The following is a 14,174-nucleotide window of genomic DNA, read 5'->3' as shown; positions in this document are numbered from 1 at the left end:
GATGACTGAGCTCTCCATCCGGCCGGAGGAGATCCGCGACGCCCTGCGGGAGTACGTCGACTCTTTCCAGGCCACCTCAGCCGGCCGTGAGGAGGTCGGCCGGGTCGTCGTCACCGGTGACGGCATCGCCCGGGTCGAGGGTCTCCCGCACACGATGACCAACGAGCTGCTGGAGTTCCACGGAGGTGTGCTGGGTCTCGCGCTGAACCTCGAGGTCGGCGAGATCGGAACCGTCATCCTGGGTGAATCCGAGAACATCGAGGAGGGGCAGGAGGTCCGCCGCACCGGCCAGATCCTCTCCGCTCCCGTCGGTGACGGCTTCCTCGGCCGGGTCGTCGACCCGCTCGGGCGGCCGATCGACGGCCTCGGGGAGATCGTGGCCGAGGGATCCCGGGAGCTGGAACTGCAGGCGCCGACGGTCGTCCAGCGCCAGCCGGTGAAGGAACCCCTGCAGACCGGTATCAAGGCGATCGACGCGATGACGGCCATCGGCCGTGGTCAGCGCCAGCTGATCATCGGCGACCGGCAGACCGGCAAGACGACGGTGGCCATCGACGCGATCATCAACCAGCGGGACAACTGGACCTCTGGTGATCCGTCGAAGCAGGTCAAGTGCGTCTACGTGGCGATCGGCCAGAAGAAGTCGACAATCCGCGAGGTGGTGAACTCTCTGGAGGAGGCCGGCGCGCTGGCCTACACCACGATCGTGGCGGCGCCGGCTGACGAGCCGGCGGGCTTCAAGTACATCGCGCCCTACACCGGCTCGGCGATCGCCCAGCACTGGATGTACAACGGCCAGCACGCGCTGATCGTCTTTGACGACCTGACCAAGCAGGCCGAGGCCTACCGCGCGATCTCGCTGCTGCTGCGCCGTCCGCCGGGCCGCGAGGCCTACCCGGGTGACGTCTTCTACCTGCACTCCCGCCTGCTGGAGCGCTGCGCCAAGCTCTCCGACGAGCTCGGCGGCGGCTCGCTGACCGGACTGCCGATCATTGAGACGAAGGCCAACGACATCTCGGCCTACATCCCGACGAACGTCATCTCGATCACCGACGGGCAGGTCTTCCTGGAGTCCGACCTGTTCAACCAGGGTGTCCGCCCGGCCATCAACGTCGGCACCTCGGTGTCCCGGGTCGGCGGTAGCGCGCAGGTTAAGGCGATGAAGTCGGTCGCCGGCCGCCTGCGGCTGGACCTCGCCCAGTACCGCGAGCTCGAGGCGTTCTCGGCCTTCGGTTCCGACCTGGACAAGGCCTCGCGGGACCAGCTCGCGCGCGGCGCCCGCCTGGTTGAGCTGCTCAAGCAGCCGCAGGGCCAGCCCTTCCCGGTCGAGCGCCAGGTCGTGTCGATCTGGGCCGGAACCACCGGCAAGCTCGACGATGTGCCCGTGGCGGACATCCGTCGCTTCGAGTCGGAGTTCCTGGACTTCGTCGGCCGGTCTTACCCAGAGGTATACGACGCGATCGTGACCACCGGCAAGCTCAGCGACGACACGATCGCCATGCTGGAGTCGGCCGTCGCGGAGTTCAAGAAGCAGTTCACGCTGTCCGACGGCAAGCCGTTGGTCAACGAGCCGGCGCCGAGCCCGCTCGACCCGGGGCTGGTGCGGCAGGAGTCGATCCCGATGCACCGGCCCGCGGCGCGCAAAGACGACGAGGGCTGATCCATGGCGGGCCAGCTTCGTGAGTACCGGCGGCGCATCCGGTCGGTGCAGTCGACGAAGAAGATCACCCGAGCGATGGAGCTGATCGCGGCTTCCCGCATTGCCAAGGCGCGGGCGCGGGTCGCTGCGGCCCGCCCCTATGCCGAGGAGATCACCCGGGTGATCGAGGCGGTCGCGGCGCAGACCACGATCGACCATCCGCTCACCACCGAGCGGCCCGGGGCGGCCCGGGCCGCGGTCGTGGTGATCACCAGCGACCGGGGGTTGGCCGGCGGGTACAGCTCGAACGCGCTGCGGCGCACCGGGGAGCTCATCGAGCTGCTGCATTCGGAGGGCAAGGAGACCGACCTGCACGTCGTGGGCCGCAAGGGAACGGGCTACTACCGCTTCCGGGGACGTGCGATGAGCGGCGAGTACACCGGTTTCTCCGAACAGCCGTCGTACGCGGACGCCAAGTCGGTCGCGGACGCGCTCATCGCGGCCTTCATCGCCACGAGCGAGAACGGCGGGGTGGACGAGATCCACGTGGTCCACACGGAGTACGTCAGCGCCATCACCCAGACGCCGGTCGCCCGCCGGTTGCTGCCGATGGTGCTCACCGAGACCGACGAACCGCCGCGTGGCGGTCCGCTGCCCCAGTATGAGTTCGAGCCCTCCGCCGAGGGGGTGCTCGACGCGTTGCTGCCGCGCTACGTGGAAAGCCGGCTCTATGCGGCGCTGCTCGAGTCGGCGGCGTCGGAGTCGGCGGCGCGGCAGCGGGCCATGAAGTCGGCTACGGACAACGCCGAGGACCTCATCAAGAGATACACCCGGCAGGCCAACCGGGCCCGACAGGACGCCATTACTCAGGAGATCTCCGAGATCGTCGGTGGCGCCAACGCTCTGGCTTCGGGAACCTGATATGGGTGGGCGGCGGTTCACACTCGTGTGGCCGGACTCGTGTGACCGGAACCGATGAGGACAGCGACGACAACAGAACGTGAAGGACGACGCCGAAGGCGGAGCGCGCGCGACGCGGGCCGTTCCGTCCCAGGTGCCAGCGAACGCGAGCCCGAGGCTGCGGCGGCGGGCATTGATCGGAAACTGAGGACGCCATGACCGTCACCACCAGCTCGCCGGCCACGGCACAGGGCCGGACCCCGGGGATCGGCCGGGTCGCCCGAGTCATCGGACCGGTTGTCGACGTGGAGTTCGCTCCCGACGAACTCCCCGAGATCTACCAGGCACTGCAGGTCGACCGGACTATCGGCGACGAGACGCTGACGCTGACGCTCGAGGTCGCCCAGCACATCGGTGACAACACCGTGCGGGCCATCTCCATGCAGCAGACCGACGGTCTCGTCCGGGGCGCGCCCGTCCACGACACCGGCGCGCCGATCTCGGTCCCGGTCGGCGACGCCACCAAGGGCCACGTGTTCAACGTGCTTGGCACGCCGCTCGACGTGAAGCAGATCGAGGCCGAGACGTACTGGCCGATCCACCGGTCGGCGCCGGCGTTCGACCAGCTCGAGTCGAAGACCGAGATGTTCACCACCGGCATCAAGGTCATCGACCTGCTCGCGCCGTACGTGCGCGGTGGGAAGATCGGCCTGTTCGGCGGTGCCGGCGTCGGCAAGACCGTCATCATCCAGGAGATGATCCGCCGGGTCGCCAAGGAGTTCGGTGGCGTCTCGGTGTTCGCCGGGGTCGGCGAGCGTACCCGTGAGGGCAACGACCTGTTCCTGGAGATGACCGAGGCCGGCGTCATCGAGGACACCGCGCTGGTGTTCGGCCAGATGGACGAGCCGCCGGGTACCCGGCTGCGGGTCGCGCTCGGCGCGCTCACGATGGCCGAGTACTTCCGGGACGTCCAGAAGCAGGACGTGCTGCTGTTCATCGACAACATCTTCCGGTTCACCCAGGCCGGATCCGAGGTTTCCACGCTGCTCGGCCGGATGCCCAGCGCCGTCGGCTACCAGCCGACGCTGGCCGACGAGATGGGTGTGCTCCAGGAGCGCATCACCTCGACCCGGGGCCACTCGATCACCTCGCTGCAGGCCATCTACGTGCCCGCGGACGACCTGACCGACCCGGCGCCGGCGACGACGTTCACCCACCTCGACGCCACCACCGTGCTCGACCGGGCCATCTCCGACCTGGGTATCTACCCGGCGGTGAGCCCGCTCGACTCCAACTCCCGGATCCTGGACGCGCGCTATCTCGGGCAGGAGCACTACGACACGGCCCGTGAGGTGCAGCGGATCCTGCAGCGCTACAAGGACCTGCAGGACATCATCGCCATCCTCGGTATCGATGAGCTCTCCGAAGAGGACAAGATTCTCGTCAACCGGGCGCGGCGGATCCAGCGGTTCCTGTCGCAGCCGTTCTTCGTGGCCGAGCAGTTCACCGGCATCCCCGGCAAGTTCGTCCCGCTCGACGAGACGATCGACTCGTTCAAGCGGCTCACTCAGGGCGACTTCGACCACCTGCCGGAGCAGGCGTTCTTCATGTGCGGTGGCATCGAGGACGCGGAGAAGAACGCGGAGAACCTGTAATGCCGATCCGGGTGGCGATTGTCTCGCCCGAGCAGGAGGTGTGGTCCGGCGACGCCGACATGGTCGTCGCCCGGACCACCGACGGTGATCTCGGCGTGCTGCCCGGCCATGTGCCGCTGCTGGGTCTGCTGGCGCCGGGCGGAACGGTCCGGGTCAAGACCGGTGGCCGGGAGATCTCGGCCTCGGTGGACGGCGGCTTCATCTCGGTGACACACCAGGGTGTCAGCATCCTCGCCGAGACCGCGAAGCTGACCTGAGTTTCCCGCGGCCAAGGGCGCGTTCTCCGCATCGGGGGACGCGTCTTTCGCGTCACGTCACAGGTCGCGACAGGGCCCTACAGGCTCTACAGGCCCAACAGAAACTGCAGGGCCTTGGTCATCCGCAGCAGATGATCGGGACCCACGACGCCGAGCCGGCGACCAAAGCGCTGCTGGGACACCGATTTCACGTCCTCGACCTTCGCGTAGCTTGTCTCACGCAGACCGGTGCCGCCGGGCGCGAGCTCGACGTGGGAGGGCAGCCCGCAGCGCCTCCGCCTCGGCGGAGCGCTCGGCACCGAGCTCGTCCCAGGCGGGCGAGTCGGCCGCGAGGCGGTCGTACCCCTCCTCGAAGCCGCGCCAAAACAGCTCGCGCTCGTAGGCCTCGACGGCCTGGTCAATGATCGTCTGCATCTGCTGGCCGGTGGTCGCGGCCATGGCCGCGACCCGTTGCCGCGTCCTGTCACTCACGCGCACCGTGGTACTCGTGATCGTCGGTCATCAATTCGGTTGACTGGCTTGTCGACCCTCGGGTACTGAGCGGGTCTCAGGCGTGCGCCCCCGGGCGCCAGAGCACGTCCCCCTCGGGGTTCGCCACCCGGGCGAGGATGAACAGCAGGTCCGACAGTCGGTTGAGATAGCGGGCCGGCAGCGGGCCGGTGCGGTCCGGCTCGGCCTCGAGGAGGGCCCAGATGGACCGTTCCGCCCGGCGGGCGACCGTGCGGGCGACATGCAGCAGCGCCGCCCCGGCAGTCCCTCCCGGAAGAACGAAGGAAGCCAGCTTCGGCAGGTCGGCGTTGAAACGGTCACACGCCTCCTCGAGCCGTTCCACGTAGGCCTCGGTGATCCGCAGGGGTGGGTAGGCCGGCGCCGGGTCGACCGGGGTGCACAGATCCGCGCCGACGTCGAAGAGGTCGTTCTGGACTTGGCCGAGCACCGCCCGCAGCTCGTCGGGAAGCCCGCCGAGGGCGAGGGCCACGCCGATCGCGGCGTTCGCCTCATCCACGTCGGCATAGGCGGCCAGCCGCGGATCGGTCTTCGCCACCCGCGACATGTCGCCCAGCGCCGTCGTACCGTCATCCCCGGTGCGGGTGTAGATCCGAGTCAGGTGCACTGCCATGGGGACCACTCTAGGCAGTCGTTGACCGCGCGGCCGGGTTGTCAGATCCGGGCGTAGAGCGCGGTCGCGTCGTCGCTCATCCCGAACCGGGGGAACCGCAAGCAGTCCGGATCGGCCCGTTCCGCCGCCCGCAGCCGTTCCAGCAGTATGGCCTGTTCGCCGCGGGCGAGCACGTCGACAAGGGCCGCGTCGTCGGCGACCAGGCTGAAGGGACGGACGGCCCGGGCGTAGCCGTCGGACAGCGCCACCAGCTCCGTGCCGGGTTCCACCGGCATGGTGGTGACGAACGCGTGGTCGGCGGCAGCGGTGACGTCACCGAGGATCCAGGACCCGGCCGCGGTGTTGCGCTGCCGGCGGCGTTCGTGGGTCATCGTGTGTGCCCGTCCGTAGGCCTGCGCGACATCGATGCCGCGTGCCAGCTCGGCGCGGACCGGTTCGAGCAGCGCCTCTTCGACCCCATCGAACTGGGGATCGGTGAAACTGACCACCTCCCCGCCGGGATGACGGAGCAGCACCGGGCTGTCCCCGAGGAGGTACAGATCGAGTAGCGGGCCCCGTTGCCGGGCGAGGGTGATCGTGGCGGTCGGGAACCGACCCGCGGCGAGCCCCAGGCGCCGTCCCTCGGCGCGGACGTGTGCGATCAGCTCCCGCACCACCTCGGGCAGGGATCTATCCCGCCAGGGGACCGTGGCGAGGAAGGCGTCGGCCGCGCCGCTCAGCCAGGCCGCCGAGGACCGGCCGCTGATCGTCGGATCGTCGTGCAGCGGCGTCGCTCCGTCGATCACCCACAGGCCATCGGCGCGGGAACCGGCGGCGTCCTCATCGTGGAGCTTGTCCGACCGGCTGATGGACCGCAGCACACGCACCCGTCGGCCCCCACCGTGGTCATGAGAACTCCGTCATGAGAAACCCCGCCACCACGAGTATCGTCCCGACGACTGCCGCGACGACCCGACGCCGGGCCGGTTCGGTCCCCACGAGCAGGACGTGAAAGCCCCAGAAGACGAGCAACGTCACGCCGCCAGCGAGCGTGAGAAGGCCGGCGGCCGGTCGGGCCGGCTGCCCCGCAGCGATGTTCGCGGCGGTGGTGATGAAGGCGATCACTGCCGCGAGTAACCCCATGATCTCCAGGAATCGACGAGGTCCGTACGCGGTTTGTGCCGGCTTTCGCAATCCGGGTGGCGGACGCGGTGGCCGGACGGCTCGAGCCGTTTATCCGCACCCACGACGGGGTGTCCGTCCTTCCGTCCGACGCAGCGGAATGAGGCGACCGCGCAGGGTTGCGCCGGTCGGTCCGGCGGGTGGCGGTGAAGATCTTCAGGCCAGGACCTAGCATCGAGGTTCGTGGAGCGCTTCGTTGTGACAGGCGGTACCCGGCTGGCCGGCGAGGTCGCCGTCCCGGGCGCGAAGAACTCGGTACTGAAGCTGATGGCCGCGAGCCTGCTGGCCGCGGGCCGGACGATGCTGTCCGCCGTTCCTGACATCCTGGACGTGTCGGTGATGTCCAAGGTGCTAGCGGGGCTCGGTGCGACCGTCGAGCGGGACGCCGCCGGCGGGCGGCTGAGCATTGAGGTGCCCCAGGCTCCGGGCGTCGCGGCCGATGGTGAGCTGGTGCGGCAGATCAGGGCGTCGGTGGCGGTGCTCGGTCCGCTGGTCGCCCGCCGCGGGGAGGCGCGGGTCGCCCTGCCCGGTGGGGACGCGATCGGATCGCGCGCGCTCGACATTCATGTCAACGGCCTGACCAAACTCGGTGCGCTGGTTGACGTCGAGTCCGGAGCCCTCGTCGCGCGCTGCTCCGGCCGGCTGCGGGGAGCCTCGATCTGGCTCGACTTCCCCAGTGTGGGCGCCACCGAGAACCTGTTGATGGCCGGGGTTCTCGCCAAGGGGACGACGGTGATCGACAATGCCGCCCAGGAACCCGAGATTGCCGACCTGTGCGCGATGCTGACGGCGATGGGCGGGCGTATCGACGGGGCGGGATCGTCGACACTGATCATCGACGGGGTCGACCAGCTCACCCCGGTGGAACACCGGACGGTGGCGGACCGCATCGTCGCCGGCACATACGCCATCGGCGCCCTGATGACCGGTGGCGACGTGCTGATCCGGCACGGTCAGGCCGCCCACCTCAGCATCGTCCTGGAGAAGCTGGTGCAGGCCGGTGCCGAGGTCGACGTCCGGGACGACGGATTCCGGGTCGTCGGACGGGGACAACCCCGGTCGATCGACGTGGTGACGCTGCCGTACCCTGGCTTTCCGACTGATCTGCTGCCGCAGATCATCGCGTTGGAGTCGGTTAGCCGGGGTACCTCCCTGATCACCGAGAACATCTTCGACAGCCGGTTCGCCTTCTGCCGCGAGCTGCACAAACTCGGCGCCGACCTGCGTACGGACGGCCACCACGTCATCGTCCGGCCCACCGCGCGGCTGTCCGGCACCCGGGTGACGGCCTCCGACGTGCGGGCCGGCGCGGGTCTCGTGCTCGCCGGCCTGGTTGCGGACGGCGTCACCGAGGTAAGCGACGTCCACCACATCGACCGGGGATACGCCCGGTTTGTCGAGAACATGACGGACCTCGGCGCCGACATCCGCCGGGTCTCCGACCGCGCCGTAGCCTGATTTCACCGGCATCGTCCTGATTCCGCTGGCATCGTGACCCCGCCGGCCCGGCAGGCGGGGTCAGGTGGGCGACTGGCGCGAGCCGAGTAGGTTCACGAGGGCACGGGCGGCTCGGTTCGCGTCCGTGCCGAACACGAGCACGTGGCGGCGGTCCCGCGGCCGGGCGATGATGTTCCCGGCGGCGTCGATGCGAATCGGACCGGCCGGTGCCGTGGCCCAGGTCGAGCGGATACCCCGTGCCCACAGCGCCGCGCGGAGCCGAGTGATCTCGGCGGGGGTGTCCACGGTGGCCACCGGGACGAGCAGACCGAAGTCGTGGCCGGGGACGGAACCGGCCGGCCGCGGCCGTGCCGGAGCATGGGCCCAGCGCCCGATCGCCATCAGCAGGCCGACGGCCAGCAGCGCGATCAGCGGCTCGAGGAGAAGTGCCCCGGCTGTTGCGGGCATCCCGCACCTCCGATCGTGCCGCTCTTCGACGCCACCTTGCATCGTGGCAGACATCCTCGCGACGGACCTGGATCCGGGCCTCGACACCTCCACGGAATCCGACAGAGGAAACATCTCCCGTCAACCGCTGCCACCATTGAGGTAACCAGCCCGACCTCTCTGTGGCCGAACGACGACAGTCCGATGGAGACGAGGGGGTACGTCGCGGTCCGCCCTGGGCGAGCCGCACCTGAGTGCTACCCGCGATCGGCGCGGATAGCTGGTAGCAACGGCGTCACGACAGCGGGGGCGCCGGACGGCCGGGACGGGAGATCACATGAACATCGGCGTGAACGTGGTGAGTCTGGAGTGCTCCGGGGAGACGCGGGCCGGCTGCGCGCAGACGGCCCGCGTGGTTGGCCGGGTGGATGTGCGGACGGTGGGGACACTACGCAGCCTGCTGCACGCGGCGATCGACAACGGGAGCGGACCGCTGCGCGTTGACGTCGCGGGCCTGGAGCTCGGCGATCATGCCGCACTGGGGGTGCTGCTTGGCGGCGCTCGCCGAGCCCGTGCCGCTGGCCGTTCGATGGTGCTGATCGATGTGCCGAGCCCGCTTGAACGCCTGCTCGTGGCGGACCGGCTGGGTGGGTTGCTGCGGTTCGAGGAGGCCGCCGACCTGGTGCACGTCGGCCACGCCTGAGCGGGTTGCCCGGGCGGCTCATCCGTTCGACCACCCCCCAGGCCCGTCAGGAAGGGCTCCGTCCCGATCGGGACGGAGCCCGGAGCGGAACGAACCAGGGTGGCTGCGCACCGTCATGTCAGGCGCGCCCGTGTGCCGGGCGGACACGCGATGCGGCATGCTTGCCGGGTACCTGCTGATCGGGTACTGCTTTCGGGTGACGGGCCCGGCTCTTGGCAGGGTGTGATGCCGGACGGAGGCGTGCAGGACGTGGAGGTGCCCGCGCGGGTGAATGCCGTCGGCGATCGGAGCGCGCGATCCGCCGGGCTGGCCGGGGTGCGCGAGTACCGGTCGGTCCTGGTCCCGGTAACGTTCGTGGTCGCGGTCCTGCTCGGCGTGGCCATCGGCTACGTGACCGCGGACCGGCAGTCCGGCACCGTGCATGCGCCTCGGACCGCCACCTCGCCCGCCCCGGAGCTGACCCCCGCGCTGCGGACCGCCCCGTGGGAGGGTGCCCGCCGACCGGGCACGGCCCATCAGATGCGGGTCCTCGACGAGCCTGATCCGGATGCCCTGCGGCTCGCGCTGTCGTGGACGGTCGCCGACTCGATCAAGGCGGCTGGGGGTGCTTCCACCATCTCCGCCCGGCAGGTGACGATCGTGAACGGGATGTACTTCGGCGCCGTCGAGGGCGTTGACGCGGCGCACGACGAGTACTGGGCGATCGGTCGCATCGAGGTCCAAGGGCCGGCCACGCCGCCGGTCGACCCGCACGTGTGGCGGCGGATCGGAGCCGGGCCCTGGACGATCGTCCGCAACGGCCCGCGGGCCTGTGATGTGCTTCCGAGCGCTCTGATCACCCTGTGGAAGGTCTCCCCGCCGCCCTGCACCGGGTGACCTGCACCGCCATGGGCCCGGGGCACCCTTGACAGCCCGGGGGCACCCTCGACGTCGTACGGTCGGTCTGTGCCCTCAACCAGGATTGACGACGCGCGGCCCGGTCATGGTGAGGCGGACGGTCCGCACCGCGCCGCGACGCCCACCCTGCACGACGCCGTCGCCCTGGCCACCCGGGCGCACGCCGGTCAGCTGGACAAGGTCGGGGAGGAGTACATCGGCCATCCGCTGCGCGTGATGGCGGCAGCCGCGCGCACGGCTCCCACCGCCGGGGTGGACGCCCACGCCGCCCAGCTCGCGGCGGTGCTGCACGACGTCGTCGAGGACAGCGAGACCACCCTCGCGGATCTCGTGGCCGCAGGCTATCCGGCCCCGGTCGTCGCGGCGGTCGACGCGCTGTCCCATCGGGAGGGCGAGCCGGTGCCCGACTATCTCGCCCGGGTGGCCGCCGATCCGCTTGCCGTCGTCGTGAAACGGGCCGACATGCAGGACAACGCCGATCCGGCCAGGCTGAGGCGGTTGCCGCCCAAGGACGCCGCCCGGTTGTCGGCCCGGTACGTGGATCGATGCCGGATTCTGGACGATCTCGTGGCGGCTCGCGGCGGCGATGCCGGGTGATCGCCGGGTGCGCGGCGGTCCCACCGCCGCCGGGCGCCGGAAACGGCCGCGATAGCGTGACGTCATGCGGCTCGTCATCGCTCGCTGCAGTGTGGACTACGTCGGTCGGCTCACCGCACATCTGCCGAGCGCCGTCCGGTTGGTACTCGTCAAGGCGGACGGATCCGTCTCGATCCACGCCGACGGGCGAGCGTACAAGCCGCTCAACTGGATGAGTCCCCCGTGCGTCATCGCCGAGGCGGACGGGGTCTGGCGGGTCACCAACCGCGCGGCCGAGCAGCTCGTCATCACCCTCGAACAGGTGCTGCACGATTCCACGCACGACCTCGGCGTCGACCCGGGTCTGCGCAAGGACGGGGTGGAGGCGCATCTGCAGGTGCTGCTCGCCGACCGGCCCGACGCGATCGCGCCCGGACTCACCCTGGTGCGCCGCGAGTACGAGACCGGCATCGGGCCGGTCGACCTGCTGTGCCGCGACGCGGACGGCTCGACGGTCGCCGTCGAGATCAAACGCAGGGGTGAGATCGACGGGGTGGAGCAGCTGACTCGTTACCTTGTCCGCCTGGAGGCCGACCCGGCGTTGCCGCATCCCGTGCGCGGCATCCTCGCGGCGCAGTCCATCACCCCGCAGGCGCGGCTGCTGGCGGCGGACCGGGGGCTGGGCTGCGCCGTCGTCGACTATGACGAGCTGCGGGGCCTCGAACCGTCCATTCCGACGCTTTTCTGAAAGCGATTCCGCCGAACCTGCCCGGTCCGCCGAGCCTGCGACGGCCGCCCGTCCGGCGTCCCCGGCAGCCCGTCCGGTCCGTTCCCGTAGTGCGATCATGGGCCGGCGTCCCGAGAATATGGGAGGATCACGGCGTTCGCCGTCTGACACCGCCCGGCCCGCGACGCCCACCCGTCGCCCGGGGCCCGTGTGCCGAAGTAGAGGAGCCTGGGCATGATCGAGAGGTCCGTATCGGGAACCACATCGGGAACGGGGCCGGCCGCGAACCAGGAGAACGCGAACCAGGAGAAGAAGCCGGAGAACAGCCGGGACGAGGCGGTGAGACACCGCCGGGTCGGGGTGGTGGGGCTCGGCACCATGGGCGCGGGCATCGCCGAGGTGCTGGCGAAGGCCGGTCTGGAGGTCGTCGGCATCGCGCGTGACACCGACGCGCTCGCCCGCAGCCGGGCCCGGGTCGAGCACTCCCTCGACCGCGCGGGCCGCCACGGCAAGCTCGACGACGCGACCAGGCAGGCCGTGCTGGCCCGCATGCGTCTCGGCACCGAGCTCGCGGCGGTCGCCGACTGCGAGCTGGTGATCGAGGCGATCGACGAACGAATGAGCGCCAAACAGGCGCTTTTCGCCCGACTCGACGAGATCTGCCCCCCGGCCACCGTCTTCCTGACGAACACCAGCTCCCTGTCGGTGACGGAACTCGCGGCGGGCACCGCCCGCCCGGAACGGGTGCTCGGCACCCACTGGTTCAATCCGGCGCCGGTGATGCGCCTGGTGGAGGTCGTACGCACGGTCGTCACCGACCCGACTGTGCTGGCCGGGGTGATCGGCTTGGTCAACGACGTGGGGAAGACCGCGGTCGTCGCGGAGGACCGGGCGGGCTTCATCGTCAACGCGCTGCTGTTCGGTTATCTCAACAACGCCGTGCGCATGCTCGAGGCCCGGTATGCGGCCCGGGAGGACATCGACGCGGCCATGCGGCTCGGGTGCGGGCATCCGATGGGCCCGCTCGCCCTGCTCGATCTGATCGGTCTGGACGCCGCCCACGAGATCCTCAACTCGATGTACCGGCAGTCCCGTGACCACCTGCACGCTCCGGCACCGCTGCTGAGCCAGCTCGTGCGAGCGGGCCTGCTCGGCCGCAAGACCGGTCGTGGTTTCTACACCTACGCGGCACCGGACTCCTCCGAGGTGGTCGACGCGGTCGATCCGCTTGCCGACCGCCTGGGGCGGGGCCGCCCGGTGCGCTCGGTCGGCGTCGTGGGGAGCGGCACGATGGCGGATGGCATCGCGGAGGTGCTGGCCCGGTCCGGGCACGACGTCCTCCTGCGGGCCCGGAGCGAGCGCACCCTCGCCGCCACCCTCGCGAAGATCGAGTCGTCGTTGGCGGCGTCGGTGGCCAGGGGGCGGCTGTCCGACGCCGACCGGCTGGCGGCCCTGGCCCGGGTGCGCGGCACGACCGATCTGGGTGAGCTCGGCCACTGCGAGCTGCTGCTTGAGGCGGTGGTGGAGGACCTGGCGGTGAAGCGGGAGCTGTTCGCCGACCTGGACAAGATCGCGGCGCCCGGCGCCGTGCTGGCGACCACCACGTCCTCGTTGCCGGTCATCGAGTGCGCCATGGCCACCAGCCGGCCGCGGGACGTCATCGGTATGCACTGGTTCAACCCGGCCCCGGCGATGAAGCTGATCGAGGTGGTGCCCACGGTGCTCACCGGCGACGACGTGACAGCCACGGTCCTGGCGCTGTCCCGAGCGGCCGGGCGGCATCCGGTGCTCTGCGCCGACCGGGCGGGGTTCATCGTCAACGCGTTGCTGTTTCCCTATCTCAACGACGCAGTGAAGATGCTCCAGGCGCACTATGCGACGATCGAGGACGTTGACACGGCGATGACGGTCGGTTGCGGCCATCCGCTGGGCCCCTTCGCGCTCGCCGACGTCGTCGGCCTCGATGTCACGCTCGCGATCACGCGCTCGTTGTACGCGCAGTTCCGCGAGCCCGGCTACGCCCCGGCACCCCTGCTCGAACAGCTGGTCCGGGCTGGGTTCCTGGGACGCAAGACCGGCCGGGGGTTCCTCGACCACCCGCCGCGCTGAGCCCACCCGTCACGCCGAGAACAAAATCGCTTCTGTCCACGCGGACTAGGATGTCGACGGTCGGCGGGAAATCCCGATTCGCGCGGGAGGAGGCTGGAGCGGCGATGGTCGTGCTCGACAGGGACGCCGTGCGAGCGTTCAGTCGGGAAGTCACGATGTTCCTTCCCGATCTGGTCCGGCTGCTGCGGCGGGTCGTCGCCGATCCGCGGGTCCCGCAGTCCGCGAAGGTGGAGGCCGCCGCGGCGCTCGCGTACCTCGTGTCGCCGAAGAACCGGCTGACCAACGTGATTCCGGTGGTGGGTCAGCTCGACGACGTCGCGGTTATCGCGTTCGCCTTCCGGCGGCTGGCCGTCGGAGCCGGGGAGCCGATCCTGCGTGAGCACTGGCGTGGCAGCGATCGCGGCTTCCATCTGCTCATCGGTGCGTCGTCCGCCCTGGCGAGTCCGGCGGGGGCCGTGCGCAAGGCCAAGCTCGCCCGCTCGCTCGTGATGGCCGGCTTCGAGCGGGTCGGCGGGCGGGTGCGGTGGACGGGCGAGAGGTTCGGGG

Annotated in this window: 17 protein-coding genes; 11 read left to right on the top strand and 6 right to left on the bottom strand. The window is 70.2% G+C overall.

From position 1 onward, the window contains the following. The first annotated feature begins 1 nt into the window (after position 1). From atpA to AC08OX_RS02405, 4 genes are all read left to right on the top strand, one after another. Positions 2–1,660 (top strand): F0F1 ATP synthase subunit alpha, encoded by a 1,659-nt coding sequence (gene atpA, locus AC08OX_RS02420; RefSeq protein ID WP_476606290.1) that lies wholly within the window; start codon positions 2–4, stop codon positions 1,658–1,660. Between the two features lie 3 nt (positions 1,661–1,663). Next, on the top strand, positions 1,664–2,560 hold the full coding sequence (locus AC08OX_RS02415; RefSeq protein WP_011438084.1) for a F0F1 ATP synthase subunit gamma: 897 nt from the start codon (positions 1,664–1,666) through the stop codon (positions 2,558–2,560). Between the two features lie 194 nt (positions 2,561–2,754). Continuing rightward, complete coding sequence (gene atpD, locus AC08OX_RS02410; protein ID WP_476606289.1) at positions 2,755–4,194, top strand: F0F1 ATP synthase subunit beta; 1,440 nt, start codon at positions 2,755–2,757, stop codon at positions 4,192–4,194. Then, the gene (locus AC08OX_RS02405; RefSeq protein ID WP_011438082.1) at positions 4,194–4,451 is read left to right on the top strand and encodes a F0F1 ATP synthase subunit epsilon; all 258 of its coding nucleotides are present in this window, start codon (positions 4,194–4,196) and stop codon (positions 4,449–4,451) included. The genes atpD and AC08OX_RS02405 overlap by 1 nt, the downstream gene beginning before the upstream one ends. A gap of 86 nt (positions 4,452–4,537) precedes the next feature. Here AC08OX_RS02405 and AC08OX_RS02400 read toward each other — a convergent pair whose 3' ends face one another. The 5 genes from AC08OX_RS02400 to AC08OX_RS02380 all read right to left on the bottom strand — a co-directional run bounded on the left by AC08OX_RS02400 (position 4,538) and on the right by AC08OX_RS02380 (position 6,693). Next, positions 4,538–4,750 (bottom strand): type II toxin-antitoxin system PemK/MazF family toxin, encoded by a 213-nt coding sequence (locus AC08OX_RS02400; RefSeq protein WP_476606288.1) that lies wholly within the window; start codon positions 4,748–4,750, stop codon positions 4,538–4,540. Further along, on the bottom strand, positions 4,668–4,922 hold the full coding sequence (locus AC08OX_RS02395) for a hypothetical protein (protein WP_476606287.1): 255 nt from the start codon (positions 4,920–4,922) through the stop codon (positions 4,668–4,670). The genes AC08OX_RS02400 and AC08OX_RS02395 overlap by 83 nt, the downstream gene beginning before the upstream one ends. Positions 4,923–4,998: 76 nt before the next feature. Continuing rightward, complete coding sequence (locus AC08OX_RS02390; RefSeq protein ID WP_476606286.1) at positions 4,999–5,571, bottom strand: cob(I)yrinic acid a,c-diamide adenosyltransferase; 573 nt, start codon at positions 5,569–5,571, stop codon at positions 4,999–5,001. 41 nt (positions 5,572–5,612) lie between these two features. Further along, positions 5,613–6,437, bottom strand: coding sequence for a protein phosphatase 2C domain-containing protein (locus AC08OX_RS02385; RefSeq protein ID WP_476606285.1), 825 nt, complete (start codon positions 6,435–6,437; stop codon positions 5,613–5,615). 19 nt (positions 6,438–6,456) lie between these two features. Further along, positions 6,457–6,693, bottom strand: coding sequence for a hypothetical protein (locus AC08OX_RS02380; RefSeq protein WP_476606284.1), 237 nt, complete (start codon positions 6,691–6,693; stop codon positions 6,457–6,459). Between the two features lie 222 nt (positions 6,694–6,915). Here AC08OX_RS02380 and murA point away from each other — a divergent pair, with 222 nt between their 5' ends. After that, a complete protein-coding gene (gene murA / locus AC08OX_RS02375) occupies positions 6,916–8,190 on the top strand; it encodes a UDP-N-acetylglucosamine 1-carboxyvinyltransferase (RefSeq protein WP_476606283.1) in 1,275 nt (424 codons plus the stop codon). 60 nt (positions 8,191–8,250) lie between these two features. Here the strand turns inward: murA and AC08OX_RS02370 are convergent, their stop codons facing one another. Next, complete coding sequence (locus AC08OX_RS02370; RefSeq protein WP_011438075.1) at positions 8,251–8,637, bottom strand: hypothetical protein; 387 nt, start codon at positions 8,635–8,637, stop codon at positions 8,251–8,253. A 316-nt stretch (positions 8,638–8,953) separates the two neighbouring features. Between AC08OX_RS02370 and AC08OX_RS02365 the strand changes: the two genes are divergently transcribed. The 6 genes from AC08OX_RS02365 to AC08OX_RS02340 form a co-directional block, all read left to right on the top strand. After that, positions 8,954–9,319, top strand: a complete 366-nt coding sequence (locus AC08OX_RS02365; RefSeq protein ID WP_476606282.1) for an STAS domain-containing protein — start codon at positions 8,954–8,956, stop codon at positions 9,317–9,319. A 240-nt stretch (positions 9,320–9,559) separates the two neighbouring features. Further along, positions 9,560–10,195 carry a hypothetical protein gene (locus AC08OX_RS02360; protein WP_476606281.1) on the top strand — a complete coding sequence of 212 codons (636 nt, stop codon included), beginning with the start codon at positions 9,560–9,562 and terminating at the stop codon, positions 10,193–10,195. 69 nt (positions 10,196–10,264) lie between these two features. Continuing rightward, positions 10,265–10,813 carry an HD domain-containing protein gene (locus AC08OX_RS02355; protein WP_476606280.1) on the top strand — a complete coding sequence of 183 codons (549 nt, stop codon included), beginning with the start codon at positions 10,265–10,267 and terminating at the stop codon, positions 10,811–10,813. A 64-nt stretch (positions 10,814–10,877) separates the two neighbouring features. Continuing rightward, a complete protein-coding gene (gene nucS / locus AC08OX_RS02350) occupies positions 10,878–11,540 on the top strand; it encodes an endonuclease NucS (protein WP_011438071.1) in 663 nt (220 codons plus the stop codon). A 213-nt stretch (positions 11,541–11,753) separates the two neighbouring features. Then, positions 11,754–13,628: a 3-hydroxyacyl-CoA dehydrogenase family protein gene (locus AC08OX_RS02345; protein WP_476606279.1), complete on the top strand. Its 1,875-nt coding sequence runs from the start codon at positions 11,754–11,756 to the stop codon at positions 13,626–13,628. A gap of 104 nt (positions 13,629–13,732) precedes the next feature. Next, a partial coding sequence (locus tag AC08OX_RS02340; RefSeq protein ID WP_476606278.1) for a YkvA family protein occupies positions 13,733–14,174 on the top strand: 442 nt, incomplete at its 3' end.

Source organism: Frankia sp. CoBUL1, assembly GCF_978021245.1.
Note: the sequence above shows the minus strand (reverse complement) of the source record. Positions and strands in the feature narration are given on the sequence as shown.

Bases quoted from the DNA above. Each gene is read 5' to 3' on its own strand.
- AC08OX_RS02365 (WP_476606282.1), top strand. From the start codon at position 8,954: ATGAACATCGGCGTGAACGTGGTGAGTCTGGAGTGCTCCGGGGAGACG.
- AC08OX_RS02380 (WP_476606284.1), bottom strand. From the start codon at position 6,693: ATGGGGTTACTCGCGGCAGTGATCGCCTTCATCACCACCGCCGCGAAC.
- AC08OX_RS02345 (WP_476606279.1), top strand. From the start codon at position 11,754: ATGATCGAGAGGTCCGTATCGGGAACCACATCGGGAACGGGGCCGGCC.
- AC08OX_RS02370 (WP_011438075.1), bottom strand. From the start codon at position 8,637: ATGCCCGCAACAGCCGGGGCACTTCTCCTCGAGCCGCTGATCGCGCTG.
- AC08OX_RS02390 (WP_476606286.1), bottom strand. From the start codon at position 5,571: ATGGCAGTGCACCTGACTCGGATCTACACCCGCACCGGGGATGACGGT.
- atpD (WP_476606289.1), top strand. From the start codon at position 2,755: ATGACCGTCACCACCAGCTCGCCGGCCACGGCACAGGGCCGGACCCCG.
- AC08OX_RS02415 (WP_011438084.1), top strand. From the start codon at position 1,664: ATGGCGGGCCAGCTTCGTGAGTACCGGCGGCGCATCCGGTCGGTGCAG.
- nucS (WP_011438071.1), top strand. From the start codon at position 10,878: ATGCGGCTCGTCATCGCTCGCTGCAGTGTGGACTACGTCGGTCGGCTC.
- atpA (WP_476606290.1), top strand. From the start codon at position 2: ATGACTGAGCTCTCCATCCGGCCGGAGGAGATCCGCGACGCCCTGCGG.
- AC08OX_RS02405 (WP_011438082.1), top strand. From the start codon at position 4,194: ATGCCGATCCGGGTGGCGATTGTCTCGCCCGAGCAGGAGGTGTGGTCC.